This window comes from Saccharothrix sp. S26 (genome assembly GCF_021390395.1).
Taxonomy (GTDB): domain Bacteria; phylum Actinomycetota; class Actinomycetes; order Mycobacteriales; family Pseudonocardiaceae; genus Actinosynnema.
Genome location: NZ_JAJUWT010000022.1, coordinates 32,748 through 47,246, shown reverse-complemented (window position 1 = coordinate 47,246; position 14,499 = coordinate 32,748). Strand labels below are relative to the sequence as shown.

Annotated in this window: 18 protein-coding genes; 11 read left to right on the top strand and 7 right to left on the bottom strand. The window is 73.0% G+C overall.

Features of this window, described 5'->3' with window-relative positions:
• Nucleotides 1–37 precede the first annotated feature (37 nt).
• The gene (locus LZG04_RS30805) at nt 38–931 is read left to right on the top strand and encodes a PfkB family carbohydrate kinase (RefSeq protein ID WP_233823530.1); all 894 of its coding nucleotides are present in this window, start codon (nt 38–40) and stop codon (nt 929–931) included.
• On the opposite strand, the gene LZG04_RS30800 is transcribed toward LZG04_RS30805, so the two are convergent.
• On the bottom strand, nt 908–1,447 hold the full coding sequence (locus LZG04_RS30800) for a Scr1 family TA system antitoxin-like transcriptional regulator (RefSeq protein ID WP_233823528.1): 540 nt from the start codon (nt 1,445–1,447) through the stop codon (nt 908–910). The two genes, LZG04_RS30805 and LZG04_RS30800, sit on opposite strands and share 24 nt — an antisense overlap.
• 135 nt (nt 1,448–1,582) lie before the next feature.
• Between LZG04_RS30800 and LZG04_RS30795 the strand changes: the two genes are divergently transcribed.
• From LZG04_RS30795 to LZG04_RS30775, 5 genes are all read left to right on the top strand, one after another.
• Nucleotides 1,583–2,458, top strand: a complete 876-nt coding sequence (locus tag LZG04_RS30795) for a helix-turn-helix transcriptional regulator (protein WP_233823526.1) — start codon at nt 1,583–1,585, stop codon at nt 2,456–2,458.
• Entirely contained in the window at nt 2,458–2,820 is a 363-nt protein-coding gene (locus LZG04_RS30790) for a DUF397 domain-containing protein (protein WP_233823524.1), read from the top strand. Before LZG04_RS30795 ends, LZG04_RS30790 begins: the two co-directional genes overlap by 1 nt.
• A 124-nt stretch (nt 2,821–2,944) precedes the next feature.
• Nucleotides 2,945–3,946 carry a C40 family peptidase gene (locus LZG04_RS30785; protein WP_233823522.1) on the top strand — a complete coding sequence of 334 codons (1,002 nt, stop codon included), beginning with the start codon at nt 2,945–2,947 and terminating at the stop codon, nt 3,944–3,946.
• A gap of 44 nt (nt 3,947–3,990) precedes the next feature.
• Nucleotides 3,991–4,536, top strand: coding sequence for a hemerythrin domain-containing protein (locus LZG04_RS42090; protein WP_267938392.1), 546 nt, complete (start codon nt 3,991–3,993; stop codon nt 4,534–4,536).
• Between the two features lie 82 nt (nt 4,537–4,618).
• Nucleotides 4,619–4,966, top strand: a complete 348-nt coding sequence (locus tag LZG04_RS30775; RefSeq protein WP_233823520.1) for an STAS domain-containing protein — start codon at nt 4,619–4,621, stop codon at nt 4,964–4,966.
• 6 nt (nt 4,967–4,972) lie between these two features.
• On the opposite strand, the gene LZG04_RS30770 is transcribed toward LZG04_RS30775, so the two are convergent.
• The 3 genes from LZG04_RS30770 to LZG04_RS30760 all read right to left on the bottom strand — a co-directional run bounded on the left by LZG04_RS30770 (nt 4,973) and on the right by LZG04_RS30760 (nt 7,859).
• Nucleotides 4,973–5,737: an ATP-binding protein gene (locus LZG04_RS30770; RefSeq protein WP_233823518.1), complete on the bottom strand. Its 765-nt coding sequence runs from the start codon at nt 5,735–5,737 to the stop codon at nt 4,973–4,975.
• Nucleotides 5,738–5,820: 83 nt separating this feature from the next.
• Nucleotides 5,821–6,975: a hypothetical protein gene (locus LZG04_RS30765; protein WP_233823516.1), complete on the bottom strand. Its 1,155-nt coding sequence runs from the start codon at nt 6,973–6,975 to the stop codon at nt 5,821–5,823.
• A 236-nt stretch (nt 6,976–7,211) separates the two neighbouring features.
• Nucleotides 7,212–7,859 carry a hypothetical protein gene (locus LZG04_RS30760; protein WP_233823514.1) on the bottom strand — a complete coding sequence of 216 codons (648 nt, stop codon included), beginning with the start codon at nt 7,857–7,859 and terminating at the stop codon, nt 7,212–7,214.
• Between the two features lie 116 nt (nt 7,860–7,975).
• On the opposite strand from LZG04_RS30760, the gene LZG04_RS30755 reads away from it, so the two are divergent.
• Together LZG04_RS30755 and LZG04_RS30750 are read left to right on the top strand one after the other, a co-directional pair.
• Complete coding sequence (locus LZG04_RS30755) at nt 7,976–8,320, top strand: helix-turn-helix transcriptional regulator (RefSeq protein ID WP_233823746.1); 345 nt, start codon at nt 7,976–7,978, stop codon at nt 8,318–8,320.
• Nucleotides 8,317–8,934 carry an SRPBCC family protein gene (locus tag LZG04_RS30750; protein ID WP_233823512.1) on the top strand — a complete coding sequence of 206 codons (618 nt, stop codon included), beginning with the start codon at nt 8,317–8,319 and terminating at the stop codon, nt 8,932–8,934. The genes LZG04_RS30755 and LZG04_RS30750 overlap by 4 nt, the downstream gene beginning before the upstream one ends.
• Before the next feature lie 4 nt (nt 8,935–8,938).
• On the opposite strand, the gene LZG04_RS42085 is transcribed toward LZG04_RS30750, so the two are convergent.
• Both LZG04_RS42085 and LZG04_RS30745 read right to left on the bottom strand, forming a co-directional pair.
• Nucleotides 8,939–9,070 (bottom strand): hypothetical protein, encoded by a 132-nt coding sequence (locus tag LZG04_RS42085; RefSeq protein WP_267938390.1) that lies wholly within the window; start codon nt 9,068–9,070, stop codon nt 8,939–8,941.
• A 5-nt stretch (nt 9,071–9,075) separates the two neighbouring features.
• Nucleotides 9,076–9,450: a hypothetical protein gene (locus LZG04_RS30745; protein WP_233823510.1), complete on the bottom strand. Its 375-nt coding sequence runs from the start codon at nt 9,448–9,450 to the stop codon at nt 9,076–9,078.
• 105 nt (nt 9,451–9,555) lie between these two features.
• On the opposite strand from LZG04_RS30745, the gene LZG04_RS30740 reads away from it, so the two are divergent.
• A complete protein-coding gene (locus LZG04_RS30740) occupies nt 9,556–9,876 on the top strand; it encodes a DUF3140 domain-containing protein (protein WP_233823508.1) in 321 nt (106 codons plus the stop codon).
• Between the two features lie 3 nt (nt 9,877–9,879).
• On the opposite strand, the gene LZG04_RS30735 is transcribed toward LZG04_RS30740, so the two are convergent.
• A complete protein-coding gene (locus tag LZG04_RS30735; RefSeq protein WP_233823506.1) occupies nt 9,880–11,184 on the bottom strand; it encodes an NAD(P)/FAD-dependent oxidoreductase in 1,305 nt (434 codons plus the stop codon).
• Nucleotides 11,185–11,253: 69 nt separating this feature from the next.
• Here LZG04_RS30735 and LZG04_RS30730 point away from each other — a divergent pair, with 69 nt between their 5' ends.
• A complete protein-coding gene (locus tag LZG04_RS30730) occupies nt 11,254–11,970 on the top strand; it encodes an HAD family phosphatase (protein WP_233823505.1) in 717 nt (238 codons plus the stop codon).
• Nucleotides 11,971–11,993: 23 nt separating this feature from the next.
• Nucleotides 11,994–14,312, top strand: coding sequence for a glycoside hydrolase family 65 protein (locus LZG04_RS30725; protein WP_233823744.1), 2,319 nt, complete (start codon nt 11,994–11,996; stop codon nt 14,310–14,312).
• Nucleotides 14,313–14,499: the final 187 nt, after the last annotated feature.

The following is a 14,499-nucleotide window of genomic DNA, read 5'->3' as shown; positions in this document are numbered from 1 at the left end:
CTCGTTTCAACTGGTTGCCGTCGGGTACCGCCTTGGCATGCGGATCGCGGTGGTCGGTCAGATAGCCCGTGACCTGGTCTTGGTGGTGCCCGAAGTGCCCGGATCGGGTGCCGGCGCGGAGGTCCTGGAACGTCGCGAAATGCTCGGCGGGAAGGGCGCGAACATCGCCCGGGGCACCAGGCAGCTCGGCGCAACGGCCGCGCTGGTGGGCGTCGTCGGGGACGACCGGGAGGGCCGCTCGCTGGTCGAGCGGCTCGACGCGGACGGCGTAGCGACGGCCGCCGTGGTGTGCCGGCGGGGCACCCGGACGGCCCTGATCGTGGACGTCGTGTGCGACGGCGCGTACCGGTACCTGGAGGACGTCCCCGAGGCGACCCTGGTGACGGTCGACGACGTGCGGGCCGCGGCGTCGACGCTGACCGGCGCGGACGCCGTGGTCGTGCAGTTGCAGCAACCGGCCGACGCGGCGCTGGCGGCGGTGCGCGCGGCGAGCGGGCTGGTCGTGCTGGACGGCGCGCCGGCCGGGCGCGAGGCCGAGCTCCTGGCCGCCGCCGACGTGGTCCGCGCCGACCACCGCGAGGCGGAGGCGTTGACCGGGCGGTCGATCACCGGGGCGGACGCGGCCGTGCGGGCGGGGCGCGAGCTGCTGGCGCGCGGCCCGTCGGTGGTGGCGCTGGAGGTGCCGGGCGAGGCGAACGTGCTGACGTGGGACGGCGGTTCGGCGGTGATCGGGTTGACCGACGAGGACGTCGTGGACACGACCGGCGGCGGTGACGCGTTCGTGGCCGCGTTGACCGTGGCCCTGACGCGGGGTGACGCCCCGGACGACGCGGGCAGGCTGGCCACGGCCGCCGCGGGTCGCGCGGTCCGCCACCCCGGCGGGCGCACGGACCTCACCGGGCTCGAGCTAGCCGCGCGTCAGCTCGGCTAGGCACTCGAACAGCTCGTACGCCGACCGCAGGTGCCGGGCCTCCTCGGTGAACATCGCGCGGTGCAGGTAGGCGTAGAAGACGACGGCCGGGCCGTCCGCGAGCGTGAACCGGGTCAACGGGTGCTCGACGCCGGGGCAGTACCCGGCGCCGCGCGGGATCACCCGCACCGTGACGTCGGTGCGGTCGATCGCGGTGCCCTCCAGCACGTAGACGGTGCAGCGGTCGGGGTCGAGCTGTTCGAAGACCGGGTTGAGCCCCAGCGGCGCGAGCACGTCGATCCGCTCCGCGGCGCGGCACAGCACGTTGATCACGCTGGTCGCCTCCGTGCCCCACGCGCACCACATGGTCGGGTCGGGCGTCCGCGACTCCGCGACGCCGTTCTCCAGCTCCCGGATCCGCTGCGGCGACTGCCGCGTTCGGGAGGCGAGTTCGGCCACGGTCAGGCCGTTGGCCTCGCGGACCCGGCGCAGTTCCAGGCCGAGCAGGCGGCTGCGCAACGCGGGCTTGAGTTCCATCAAGTGATCACCTTCGACGGGAACGCTGTCCCCCGCGAAGCTATCGTGATACTTATCGGGATGTCGATTCATCGAACGAGTGGACCATCGCTACGCTCTGTGTCGTCGTGACCACAGAACGACGGGACCAAGGACATGGGCGACGACGCCCCGACCTCCAGCACGGTGCAGGCGTGGGAGCTCGGGCTGCGGCTGCGGGAGCACCGGGAACGGCTCGGGTTCACGGCCGCGGCGGTCGGCAAGGCGACGGGCATCGGCGGCACGAACCTCTCCGCGATCGAGTCCGGCAAGCGCCGCCTCACCGCGGCGAAGCTCGACGACCTGGCCGACGCCTACGAGCTGCCGGACGACGAACGCGCCGACCTGGAATCGATGCGGGCGCGGACCGAGCGGCGCGAGTGGTGGTACGACTACGCGCGCCTGTACTCCGACGAGTTCCTGCGGTTGCTGGGGCTGGAGGCGGGCGCGGAGAAGGTCTACGAGTACGCGCCGGACATCATCCCGGGGCTGTTGCAGACCGCCGACTACGCGCGGGCGGTGATGCAGGCCGGCACGCCCTACATCCGGCCGGTCGACGTCGGGCCGAGGCTGGAAACCCGGCTGGCGCGCCAACTGCGGCTCGACGGCGATCACCCGTTGCGGCTCGACGTCGTGCTCGGCGAAGCCGCGTTGCGCCAACGGGTCGGCGAACTCGACGCGATGCGGCGGCAACTCGCCCACCTGCTGGAAGTCCTGGACCGCAAGGGCGATCACGTCCGCATCCGGGTCATCCCTTTCACGGCCGGGGCGCACCCGTTGCTCGGCGCGGCGTTGAAGATCCTTTCCTTTCGCTCCAACAGGCTCGGCGACTTGATGTACCAGGAGACAGCGATCAGCGGTGTCATCATCGACAAACGCCAAGTAATACTCGAATCGACGGCGAGCTTCGCGGAGACGTTCGACCGAGCGCTCGACGACCGCGACTCGCGCGAGTTCATCGATGCGGTCTACCACGAGATGGAGCAGCACTGATGTCTTTCACCTCCTCGGCACTGACGCGCGGCTGGTTCAAGAGCAGCTTCAGCACGGCATCGGGTGACTGCGTCGAAGTCCGGTTCGACGGCGACGCGGTCCGGGTGCGGGACACCAAGGACCGCGGCGACGGTCCCGTGATCACGCTCGACGCCGCGCGGTGGGACGACTTCCTGCGCCAGTTGCTGGCGGGGGCGGTCGACGTCGACGGCGCGCTGGCCGTCCTGCCCGCGCCGAGCGGCGGCACGATCCTGCGCTCCCGCCACGACGGCACCGCGTTGCGCTACACGCGGGGCGAGTGGGAGATGTTCATGCGCGGCGTGCGCGCCGGCGAGTTCACCCACTCCGCCGCCGTCGCCTGAGTCGGCAGGTCACGGAAGCGGACCCCTCATGGACGGGCGTGGACGGGTTCCGTAACCTGTCCGAGACCTGAGCGGGGGTGACCCGTTCGGGCCCCCACCCGGCTCAAGGAGGATCGCGCGAACCGTGGCGTCGAAATCCGCTCAGCGCACCGTCCGCGCCGCCCTGACGGCCACCGCTGTCGCCGCGCTGCTCGGCGGCGCGATGCCCCTGCACCTGGCCGTCGCCCAGCCCGAGGCACCCGACGCCGCCGAGGCGTTGAAGAGGTACACCGATCTCTCCCACGAGGCCGAGGCGCTCAACGAGGAGCACCTGCGGGCGCAGGAGGCGCTGGCCGGCGCCCAGGGCGCGCTCGACCAGGCCAACCGCGACCTCACCGCGGCCCAGCAGGCCCAGGAAGCGCTGCGCGGCCAGGTCGACCTGCTCACCGAAGCCTCGTTCGAGGGCGCGCGGTTCAGCCAGTTGTCCGCGTTGCTGGTCAGCGACTCGCAGCAGGACTTCCTCAACCGCATGTCCGCCCTCGGCGTGCTGGCCGGTGACAACGCGGAGGCGTTGCAGGGGCTCTCCGACGCCGTGGACCTGGCCAACGACGCCGCCCACCGGGCGGGCGAGGCGGCCGGCGCCGCGAACAAGGCCATCGCGGACATCGACCAGCGCAAGGCCGCGTTGGACGGCCAGATCGCCCAGGCCCGGGACGCCTACCGCTCGTTGAGCCCCGCGCAGCGCGCGGCGCTGAACAACAAGGGCGACATGAGCGCGATCCCCGTGCCGGCGGGCAAGGCGGGCGAGGCGCTGGCGTTCGCGCTGGCCCAGCGCGGCAAGGACTACGTGTACGGCTCGAACGGCCCGAACACCTGGGACTGCTCCAGCCTCATGCAGGCGGCGTACCGGACGGCGGGCATCGCGATCCCCCGCACCACCTACGGCCAGGCCACCATCGGCCGGTCGGTGTCGCGCGACGAGGTCCGGGCCGGCGACCTGATCATCTACTACTCGGGTCAGACGCACGTGGCGATGGCGATCGACGGCCTGCGGGCCGTGCACGCCTCCACCGAGGGCGTGCCGGTCAAGGTCCAGGACATCGAGTCCATCGGACCGGTGAACGTCATCCGACGCGTGATCGGCTGAATCCCGGGTACTACTCCTGCGCCACCACGAGTGACGGAGGAGCAATGCCCGACGTTGTCGATCTGATCATGCAGGACCACCGCGAGGTGGAGCGGCTGTTCGCCGAGCTGAAGGACCACCCGGAGAAGCGCCCGCTGCTGGTGCCCGTGCTGGTCTCCGTGCTCACCGCGCACAGCCGCGCGGAGGAGGCCGAGGTCTACCCGGTCGCCAAGGACGAGGCGGGCGAGACCGAGGAGGTCGAGCACAGCCAGGAGGAGCACGCCGAGGCCGAGCAGCTGCTGGCCAAGCTGGCCGCGACCGACCCGACGTCGCCCGCGTTCGACGGCGTGCTGCGCGAGCTGGTCGAGTCCGTGACCCACCACGTCGAGGAAGAGGAGTCGTCGGTGCTGCCCGGCATGCGCGAGCGGCTCGACGACCAGCGGCGCGAGGAGCTGGGGCGCGCGTTCGCGGAGAGCCGGGCGAAGCACCTGGGCGACCGGCCGGGTGAGGCGACCCGCGAGGAGCTGCTGGCGCAGGCGCGCAACGCCGGCGTGTCGGGCGCGTCCGGGATGAGCAAGGCGCAGCTCGAGAAGGAGCTGCACGCGTCCTGACGGGCGCTCACAACCACCTTGGGCCTAGGCTGGGTGCGGTCGAGCAGGCAGCCGCACCTGCCGACCGCACCCAGGGGTGGACATGGACGATTTCGCCGACGCCGTCACGCTCACGGCCCGTGAGGCGTCCGTGGGCGTGGTGGTCGTCGCCGTGGCCGGCGAGCTGGACATGGCGACGGTGCCCGCGGTGGAGGAGTTCGTCCGCCGCAGGCTCGGCGGCGTCAGCCGCGCCCTGGTGCTCGACCTGTCCGGCGTGACGTTCCTCGGGTCGACCGGCATCAACCTGCTGATCGCGCTGCGGTCGCGGTGCGAGGAGCAGGGTGCGGCGCTGCGGTTGGTGGCGACCACGAGGGTGGTGCTCCAGCCGTTGGCGCTGACCGACCTGACCGGCCACTTCACGATCGTGTCAGCGGTCGGCGAGGCCAGCTGAGCGCGGTCAGTCGCCCAGGACCGCCCAGACGACCTTGCCGCCCCGCGGCCACGGGTAGCAGCCCCACGTGCGGCTCAGCGCCGACACGAGCGTGAGGCCCCAGCCGCGCGGGTGACGCGGCTCGGGCTTCGGCTCGCGGGGCGGGTCCGGGTTGTCGTCGCGCACTGTGACGGTCAGTCGGCCGTCGCGCAGCTCCAGGCGCAGCACCGGCGTGGAGCGGCCGTGCCGGACGGCGTTCTCGACCAGTTCGGTGGCCACGGTGACCGCGTCGTGGACGAAGTGCGTGACGCGCAGGCGGGTGCACGCCTCGCGGACGAACCGCCTGGCCAGCAGGCCGCTGGCCGGCGAGTCCGGCAGCACCGTTTCGTCGCACGTGCGGTCGGGCGGGCGTCCGACCGCGGCCAGGGCGGCGGCCAGCGAGGTGAACCGAGGTACGGCGCGCATGCCGTTGGCCGCCAGCGCCCGGCGGTGCGAGGGCGACTCGCCGACCAGCATCACCGGCACGCCCGGCCACTCCGCTACGCGCAGCCGCACCGTGGCGAAGACCGCCAGGAACGCGGGCGTGGCGCACTCGAACCCGTCACCCAACCGCACGACGACCGCCGTCGGCTCGTCCACCGCGCACTTGAGCAGGCCGTCACGCAGCTCGCGGTAGGTGGTCAGGTCGAGCCGGCCGGTCGGACGCACCACGGCCGCACCGCCGATGTCGGTGCGGTGCAGCGCGAGCCCGGGCACCTCGCCGGCACCCGGCCCGCGGTCTCGCGTTGGCATCAGGTCACCCCGACCGGTGAATACCCGCGCGGTGTAACCCTATTCGCCTGATCGGGAGGAACGGGTAGTCCGGACGGCCTACCTCAGCGGGCGGAGGAGGCCGCCTTGGGCTTCGGGGTCCACTGCGTGTAGCCGGCGCGCTCGGCCTCGGCGACCGAGCGGAACGTGACATCGCCCTTCATGCGCTTGTAGTACGGCGAGTCGGGGGTGTGGAAGATCATCGACTTGGAGTTCGCCTTGACGGGCAGCGCCTCGGCGGCTTCGGGCTCCTGGACGACGACCTCCGGCACCTGGACAACCTTCGGCTCCACGACCGCCTCCGGCTCCGACGCGACCTCCGGCGCCGCGACGATCCCAGGCTCCTGAGTGGCCTCCGGCCGCGCAACGACCTCCGGCACCTCAACCGCTTCAGGGGCCTTGGTGTCGACCGGTTCGCGGATGGACTCGGGCTCGGGCGCGGCGGCCGGGGCAGGGATCGCGCCAGGGGCGGGGGTCTCGGCGGCCACCGGGTCGCGGACAGGCTCCGGCTCCGGCGCGACCTCCGGCTCCGGCGCGGTTGTCAGGGCAGGGATCGCGGCGGCAGCGGTGGTCGTGGCGGCAGCGGGGATCTCGGCGGCGACCGGGTCGCGGACAACCTCCGGCTCCGGCGCGACTTCCGACTTCGGCGCGGCGGCCGGGGTGGCGGTCGCGGTGGCAGAGGCGGCAGGGGTCTCGGCGGCCACCGGGTCGCGGACAACCTCCGGCTCAGGCGCGACTTCCGACTCAGGCGCGGCGGCCGGGGCGGGGATCGCGGCGGTGGCGGAGGCGGCCGGGGTGCTGGTGGCGGAGTCGGCAGTGGCGGGGGTCTTGGCGGCGACCGGGGCGCGGGCAGGCTCGGGCTCCGACGCGGCTTCCGACTCAGGCGCGGTTGTCGGGGCAGGGGTCGCGGCGGCAGCGGTGGTCGTGGCGGCGGCGGGGATCTCGGCGGCCACCGGGGCGCGGACAACCTCGGGCTCAGGCGTGGCTTCCGGCTCCCGCGCGGTCGTCGGGGCAGGGATCGCGGCGGTGGCGGTGGTGGTCGGGGTGGTGGCGGCGACCGGGGTGCGGGCAGGTTCGGGTTCCGACGCGGCTTCCGGCTTCGCTGCGGTGGTCGGGGTGGTGGAGGTGGGGGTTGGCTGGTCGAGGCGGGTGCGCAGGTCGCGGATGGTGGGGTTCAGGCGCAGCCAGACGACTGCCGCGCCCGCCACGAACGCCGCCACGCACAGGACGATGGTGAACAACCAGGACACTGCCAACTCCTACGGCCACAGTCTTGCGGAACAGGGACGTCGACCGGACGCGTCACGACCGGTCGCGCGCGGCTCGGGTGGCCGGTCGGGGCATCGCGGGCGTGGGGTCACCCGCGAGTCAGGACGTCGATGCCACCAGCTCGACCCGAAAGCACACGACCCGTCGGCCGAATTCACCGTGTCGGGAACCACAGACTAAGGACGTGTCAAGCGGCGTTCGGCAGCACCCCCTGCCTGCACCCGCACCGACTGCACACCGGGTGCGCGGGCAGTCGCACGTCGGCGAGCAGTTTGCGGGCGTCGTCGAACGTCGGCACCCGCTGCCCCGGCACCAGCAGGCTGTCCAGCACCTCCTGCCGCCGCCGCGCCAACTCGCGCGACCGCTCCACCGGGTCCTTCACCCGCGCCCGCACCCGCTCCCGCGACTGCTCGCGCGCCAAGCTGCCCGCCGCGCTCAACGGCCGCCGGGGCCGTGGCTCGGTCAGGCGGGCGTTGCGCCGGTTGATCCGCCACCAGGCGCCCAGCGTCATGCCCGCCACCGGGGGGCGCGCACGCCGCGCGCCCCCCTGCCACCACGACCTCAGCCGCGCACGGAGGAAGTCGTGCGCCACCTGGTCGCGGTTGCGCGGGCTGCCCTGCCTGGTGCCGTCCGGCCTGCGGTCGACCGCCGCGAGCAGGGCATCGACGCTCCACCCCTCGCCGAACCACGGCTCGACGACCCGGCGCACGGCGGCGCGGTGGGCGTCGGGCCAGGTGGCTCGCAGGCAGAGCGCCTCGACCGCCGTGTCGATCTCGGCGTCGGTCTCGGGGATGACACGGCCGGGCCACTGACGGGGATCGAGTCGAACACGCATCGCATGGCTCCCTTCGAACGCGTACCGAACATCCGTTCGAGATAGTGCCACCGACCACCGACAATTCCTGAGCCTTAGATTTGACTTATATAAGCCCAGACTGAAAGATGCTGGTCGTGCACGCGTTCGACGTACTCGGCGACCCGGTCCGTCGCCGCATCTTGGAGCTGCTCTCCGACGGCGAGCAGACCTCCGGCGCGGTCACGGAGGTGGTCCGCCGGGAGTTCGGCATCTCGCAGCCGGCCGTCTCCCAGCACCTGCGGGTGCTGCGCGAGAACGGCTTCGCCCGCGTCCGCGCGGAGGGCACCCGACGCCTCTACGCGGTGGACGACCGCGGACTGCGCGAGGTGGACGAGTGGCTCGACCGGTTCCGCCGGTTCTGGAGCGGGCACCTCGACGCGCTCGCGACCGAACTCGCGCGCGGCAAGCGCGAGAGGCGACTCAAGGAGGAAGAACAGTGATCGACATCGCCGACCAGCTCAAGGCCATCCACCGCGAGGTGAACGCGGGCTCGGACGAGACCATCGGCGTGCTGCTGCGCCGCACCTACGCCGCGACGGCGGCGGACGTGTGGGACGCGGTGACCGACCCGGACCGGCTCAAGCGCTGGTTCCTGCCGGTCAGCGGCGACCTGCGCGAGGGCGGCGGCTTCCAGGTGGAGGGCAACGCGAGCGGCGAAATCCTCACCTGTGCGCCATCGAAGCTGCTGAGGGTGACCTGGGGAGCACCGACCAGCGTCGTGGAGCTGCGCCTCACCGAGGACGACGACGAGCGGACCACCGTCGAACTGGAGCACATCGTGCCCAAGGCGATGGCGGGCAGCGGCGCGGGCGCGCTGTACGTCGGCCCCGGGTGGGACGGCGCGCTGCTCGGCCTGGCCCTGTACGTCGCGGGCGAGGTGGGCGACGACTTCGACCCCGTCGCCGCCGCCAACGCGCCGGAGACCCAGCGGTTCAACGCCGGGTCGATCGACGCGTGGGCGGCGGCGGTGGTCGCGTCGGGCACCGCCACGGCGGACGAGCTGGCCGCGGCGGTCGCGATGGCCAAGGGCCAGTACACGCCGGACGTCGACTGACGCGCTACGGCTCGTCCACCTCGGCTTCGACGCCGTCCAGCGTCGACTCGATCCCGTCGAAGCCGGGGTCCGCGGGCACGGCGTCGTCGGCACGGCACCCGACCACCGCGAACAGCAGCACGACCGCCGTGATCACGCCCCTCACCTCACCCCGCAGTGCGACTCCTGGAACCGGTCCACGCGACGCTGCGCGTCACCCAGCCGGGCCACCTGCGCGTCACGCCGCTCCAGCCGCCGCTCCAGCCGCTCGGCCCGGGCGGTGTCCCCCGCCTCACGCGCCTGCCGCGCCTGCTCGCGCAGCCAGGCCGTCGAACCGGGCACGTCGGCCGGGCCGTTGATGCGGGTGGTGAGCCGGGTGATGCGCTCCTCGACCTTCGGCACGCGCTGCTCGCACAGCTTCTTCACCTGTTCGGGGCTGATCGTGATGGGCGCGTAGTCCTGCGCGACCGCGACGCCGGTGGACGTGAGACCGAACGCGGCGGTCGTGACGACCGCGAGGCGGATCCATGGGTTCATGACCACCACGATCACCGGACAGGGTGTGGAGCGCGTGCGGCGGATGTTCGGGTTCGGCAAAGACGTCCGGTTTCACGCGCCGGCGCGGGGGGCAACCTCTCCCCCATGACCGACACCTTGTGGGACGAGTTCCACCGCGTGGTGAACATGACCTCGCACGAACTGGAGGACTGGCTGCGCACCCGCTCGGCGGACGAGGACAGCGAGACCGTGCCCGACCAGGCGGGCACGCCCACCGGCCAGGAGGTGCTGCGGGTGCTGCGCAAGCGGCGCACGGACCTGACCACCGAGGACGTGCGGGTGATGCGCAAGGTCGTGGAGCGGGTGCGCGAGCAGCGGCGTGACGACCTGGAGCCCACGGCGGGCGAGGCGCACTGGCGGCACCGGCTCATGTCCATCGGCCACGACCCGCTCAAGCCCGCCTGAGGCTCACCCGTGGCGGGCGGCGGCCTTCTCCACGTCACCCAGCCGCACGCCCGCCTCGGGCACCAGCCCGAACTGCACGACCTGGCGGCGCGCGAGCAGGTCGGTGAGCCAGTCCACGGCGACCCGCAGCCGGTTGCCCGGCATCGCGAGCAGGTGGTAGCCGCGCGCCACGGCCTTGGCGGGCAGCCCGGTCAGCGGCACGTGCAGCGGGTTGGCCACCGCCTGCGAGCCGGCCAGGTCGACCACGAACCCGAGGTCGCGGTGCCGGTAGGTGCTCACGTCGCCGTGCCCGAGGGAGGCGGCGACGTTGCGACCGGCGAGCTTGCCCTGGCGCTGGGCGTGCTGCGCGGTCATCGGCGTGGGTTTGCCGTCGTTGAACACGTCCGGCACGGCGGCCACGTCACCGGCCGCGAACACGTGCGGGTGCGTCGGCACGGCCAAGGTCGGGTCGACGACCACGCGGCCCTTGGCGGTGGTGAGCGCGACCGCCTCGACCAGCGGGTCGGGCTGCACTCCCACGCACCACACCAGCGTGCGGGTGGGGATCTCGCTGCCGTCGGTCAGCCTCGCGCAGTGCTCGGTGACCTCCTTGACGCTGGTCTCCAGCCGCACGTCCACTCCCCGCGCCCGCAGCACCTTCGCCGCCGGCCCGGACAGCCGCTCGTCCAGACCCGGCAGCACGCGCGGCGCCATGTCCACCAGCACCCACTTGATCTCCGACTCGGACAACCCGGTGCGCCCGCGCAACGCCGACCGGGTCAGCTGCTGCCCCTGCGCCACCAGTTCCGTGCCCGTGTACCCCGCGCCGACCACGACGAACGTCGCTCGCGCCGCCCGTTCGGCCGGGTCCGTCGCCTGCTCAGCCAGCTCGACCTGCCGCAGCACGTGGTCGCGCAGGAACACCGCTTCGGCGACCGACTTGAACCCGAACGCGTGCTCGGCCACGCCCGGGATGGACAGCAGCCGGGTCACCGAGCCCGCCGTCAGCACCAGCCGGTCCCACTCCAGGACCTGCTCCCGCCCCTCCACGTCCACCACGGTGCACGTGCGGGCGGCCAGGTCGAGCCCGGTGGCGTGCGCCTGCACCAGGCGGGTGCGCGGCAGCTTGGGCCGCAGCGGCACGGCCACCCGGCGCGGGTCGAGCGACCCGCCCGCGACCTCCGGCAGCAGCGGGACGTAGAGCATGTAGTCGGTGGGGTTCACCGCCACCAGCTCGGCGGCGTCCGGGGGCAGCACGCGTTCCAGCGTGCGCAGGCAGTGGTAGCCCGCGAAGCCCGTTCCCACGACCAGCACCCGCGGCTTGCCCATGACCGATCCCTCCGCCGACGTGCGTTACGCCAGCGGGTACCCACCACCGGGAAGGGGTAGACAACGACCATGGCCCTGGGACTGCCTGACGCGATCACCGCCTGTCTCTTCGACCTCGACGGCGTGCTGACCAGCACCGCCGTGCTGCACCGCCGCGCGTGGCGGCGCACGTTCGACGACTTCCTGCGCCCGCGCGGCGAGCCGCCGTTCGCCGAATCGGATTACCTGAAGTACGTCGACGGCCGCCCCCGCTACGACGGCGTGCGCGAGTTCCTCGCCTCGCGCGGCATCACGTTGCCCGAGGGGCAGCCCGACGACCCGCCCGACGCCGACACCGTGCACGGCGTGGGCAACCGCAAGAACGACCTGTTGGAGGCCATCATCCGACACGAAGGCGTGACGCCCTACGCGGGCACGGTCCCGTACCTGAAGGCGGTCGAGGAGGAGGGGTTGGGCATCGGCGTGGTCACCTCGTCGGCCAACGCGCGCAAGGTGCTCGACGCGGCGGGCCTGAGCCCGTTCGTGCAGGCGCTGGTGGACGGCGTGGTCATCAGCCGCGACGGGCTGAAGGGCAAGCCCGCGCCGGACTCGTTCCTGGCGGGCGCGCGGCTGCTGGGCGTGAACCCGGAGCACGCGGCGGTGTTCGAGGACGCGCTGGCGGGCGTGCGGGCCGGGCGCGCGGGCGGGTTCGGGCACGTGGTGGGCGTGGACCGGACCGGGCAGCGGGAGGCGTTGCTGGCGCACGGCGCGGACGTCGTGGTCGAGGACCTGGCGGAGCTGCTGTGAGCGGTTGGGAGGTCCACCCCTGGATGGTGCGGTGGGACGGTCTCGCGGTCGACCAGCTGCGCCGGACGGAGTCGGTGTTCGCGCTGTCCAACGGGCACATCGGGATGCGCGGCACGCTGGACGAGGGCGAGCCGCGCGGTCTGCCCGGCACCTACCTCAACGGCTTCTACGAGGAGCACGCGCTGCCCTACGGCGAGTCCGGCTACGGCTACCCCGAGGCCGGGCAGACGGTCGTCAACGTCACCGACGGCAAGGTGATCCGCCTGCTGGTGGAGGACGAGCCGCTGGACATGCGCTACGGCCGGGCCCACGTGCACCAGCGCGAGCTGGACTTCCGCACCGGCACGCTGCGCCGCTGCACGGAGTGGGAGTCGCCGACCGGCCGCCGGGTGACCGTGCGCACCGAGCGGCTGGTGTCGCTGACGCAGCGCGCGGTCGCGGCGATCCTCTACGAGGTCGAGCCGAGCGAGGACGTGCAGCTCGTCGTGCAGTCCGACCTGCTGGCCAACGAGCCGGTGGAGAACGAGGGCGACGACCCGCGGGTGGCGGCGGCGCTCAACGAGCCGCTGGTGTCGGACTTCGCGCACGCCGAGGACTACCGGGCGGTGCTGGCCCACCACGCGCGCAACTCGGGGCTGCGGATGGCCGCCGCGATGGACCACGAGCTGGAGGTCCAGGACGGCGTGCGCACCGAGATCCGCGCCGAGGGCGACCTGGCCCGCTTCACCGCCGCCGTGGACGTGCCCGCGGGCGGCAAGCTGCGGCTGGTGAAGTACCTGGGCTACGGCTGGTCGGCGCAGCGGTCCGTGCCCGCGCTGCGGGCGCAGGTCGAGGCGGCGCTGGCGGGCGCGCGGCAGACCGGCTGGGACGGCCTGCTGGCCGAGCAGCGGCGGTTCCTGGACGACTTCTGGGAGGCCGCGGACATCGAGCTGCACGGCGACGACGAGCTCCAGCAGGCGCTGCGGTTCGCGTTGTTCCACATCATGCAGGCGGCGGTGCGCGGTGAGACGCGCGCGATCCCCGGCAAGGGGCTGACCGGTCCGGGTTACGACGGGCACGCGTTCTGGGACACCGAGATGTTCGTGCTGCCGGTGCTGGCCTACACCGTGCCCGAGGCGGCGCGGGACGCGTTGCGGTGGCGGCACTCGACGCTGCCCAAGGCGCGGGAGCGGGCCGAGGTGCTGGGCCAGCGCGGCGCGGCTTTCCCGTGGCGGTCGATCAGCGGCGCGGAGTGCTCGGCGTACTGGCCCGCCAGCACGGCCGCGTTCCACGTCAACGGCGACGTCGCGCACGCCGTGGCGCAGTACGTGAACGCGACCGGCGACCGGTCGTTCGAACGCGAGTGCGGCGCGGAGATCCTGGTCGAGACCGCGCGGCTGTGGACCTCGCTGGGGCACCACGACCAGCACGGCGGTTTCCGCATCGACGGCGTGACCGGGCCGGACGAGTACTCGGCCGTGGTGGACAACAACGTCTACACCAACCTCATCGCGCAGGAGAACCTGCGCGGCGCGGCGGACGCGTGCGACCGGCACCCCGACGTGGCCGAGCGGTTGGAGGTGACCGCCGAGGAGGTCCAGGACTGGCGCAAGGCCGCCGACGGGATGCTCGTCCCGTTCGACGAGCTGCTCGGCGTGCACCAGCAGAACGAGGGGTTCACCTCGCACGCCGAGTGGGACTTCGAGGGCACCGACCCCGACGAGTACCCGTTGCTGCTCAACCGGCCGTACTTCGACCTGTACCGCAAACAGGTGGTCAAGCAGGCCGACCTGGTGCTGGCCATGCACGTGCGCGGCGACGCTTTCACCGCGGAGCAGAAGGCCCGCAACTTCGCCTACTACGAGCGGCGGACGGTGCGCGACTCGTCGCTGTCGGCCGGCACGCAGGCGGTGCTGGCCGCCGAGGTGGGCGCGCTGCGGCTGGCTTACGACTACCTGGCCGAGGCGGCGTTCACCGACCTGCACGACCTGCACCGCAACGTCCACAACGGACTGCACATGGCGTCGCTGGCGGGCGCGTGGATCGGGTTGGTGGCCGGGTTCGGCGGGATGCGCGACCACGGCGGCGAGCTGTCGTTCGCGCCGCGCCTGCCGCCGGGCCTGACCGGGATGGCGTTCCGCCTGTCGTTCCGCGGCACCCGCCTCGCGGTGGAGGTGGACGAGGGCTCGGTCACCTACCGGATCGTGGCGGGCGAGGCGCTGCGCACCAGCCACCACGGCGAGCCGATCGTGGTGGAACCGGGCTGGCCGGTCACGATGTCCACACCAGACGCGCCCGTGCCGCCCGAGCTGAGCCAGCCGGTGAACCGGGCGCCCGCGCGCCGGGTGCCGCCGGTCCGCTGATCGTTCACAGCCGTTCCGGGTACCCCGGAACGGCGAAACCCCGGTGTGGCACCGAGATCGCCGGACGAGGTGCCCGGCCGGACTCTTGGGGGGAGGGGAGTCCGGCCGGGACTTGGCAGGCGGCCAGTTGGGGGGGCGGTGGCCGCCTAAGCCCTCATCGCAGCGAGGAGTACCCCTGTTACCGGGC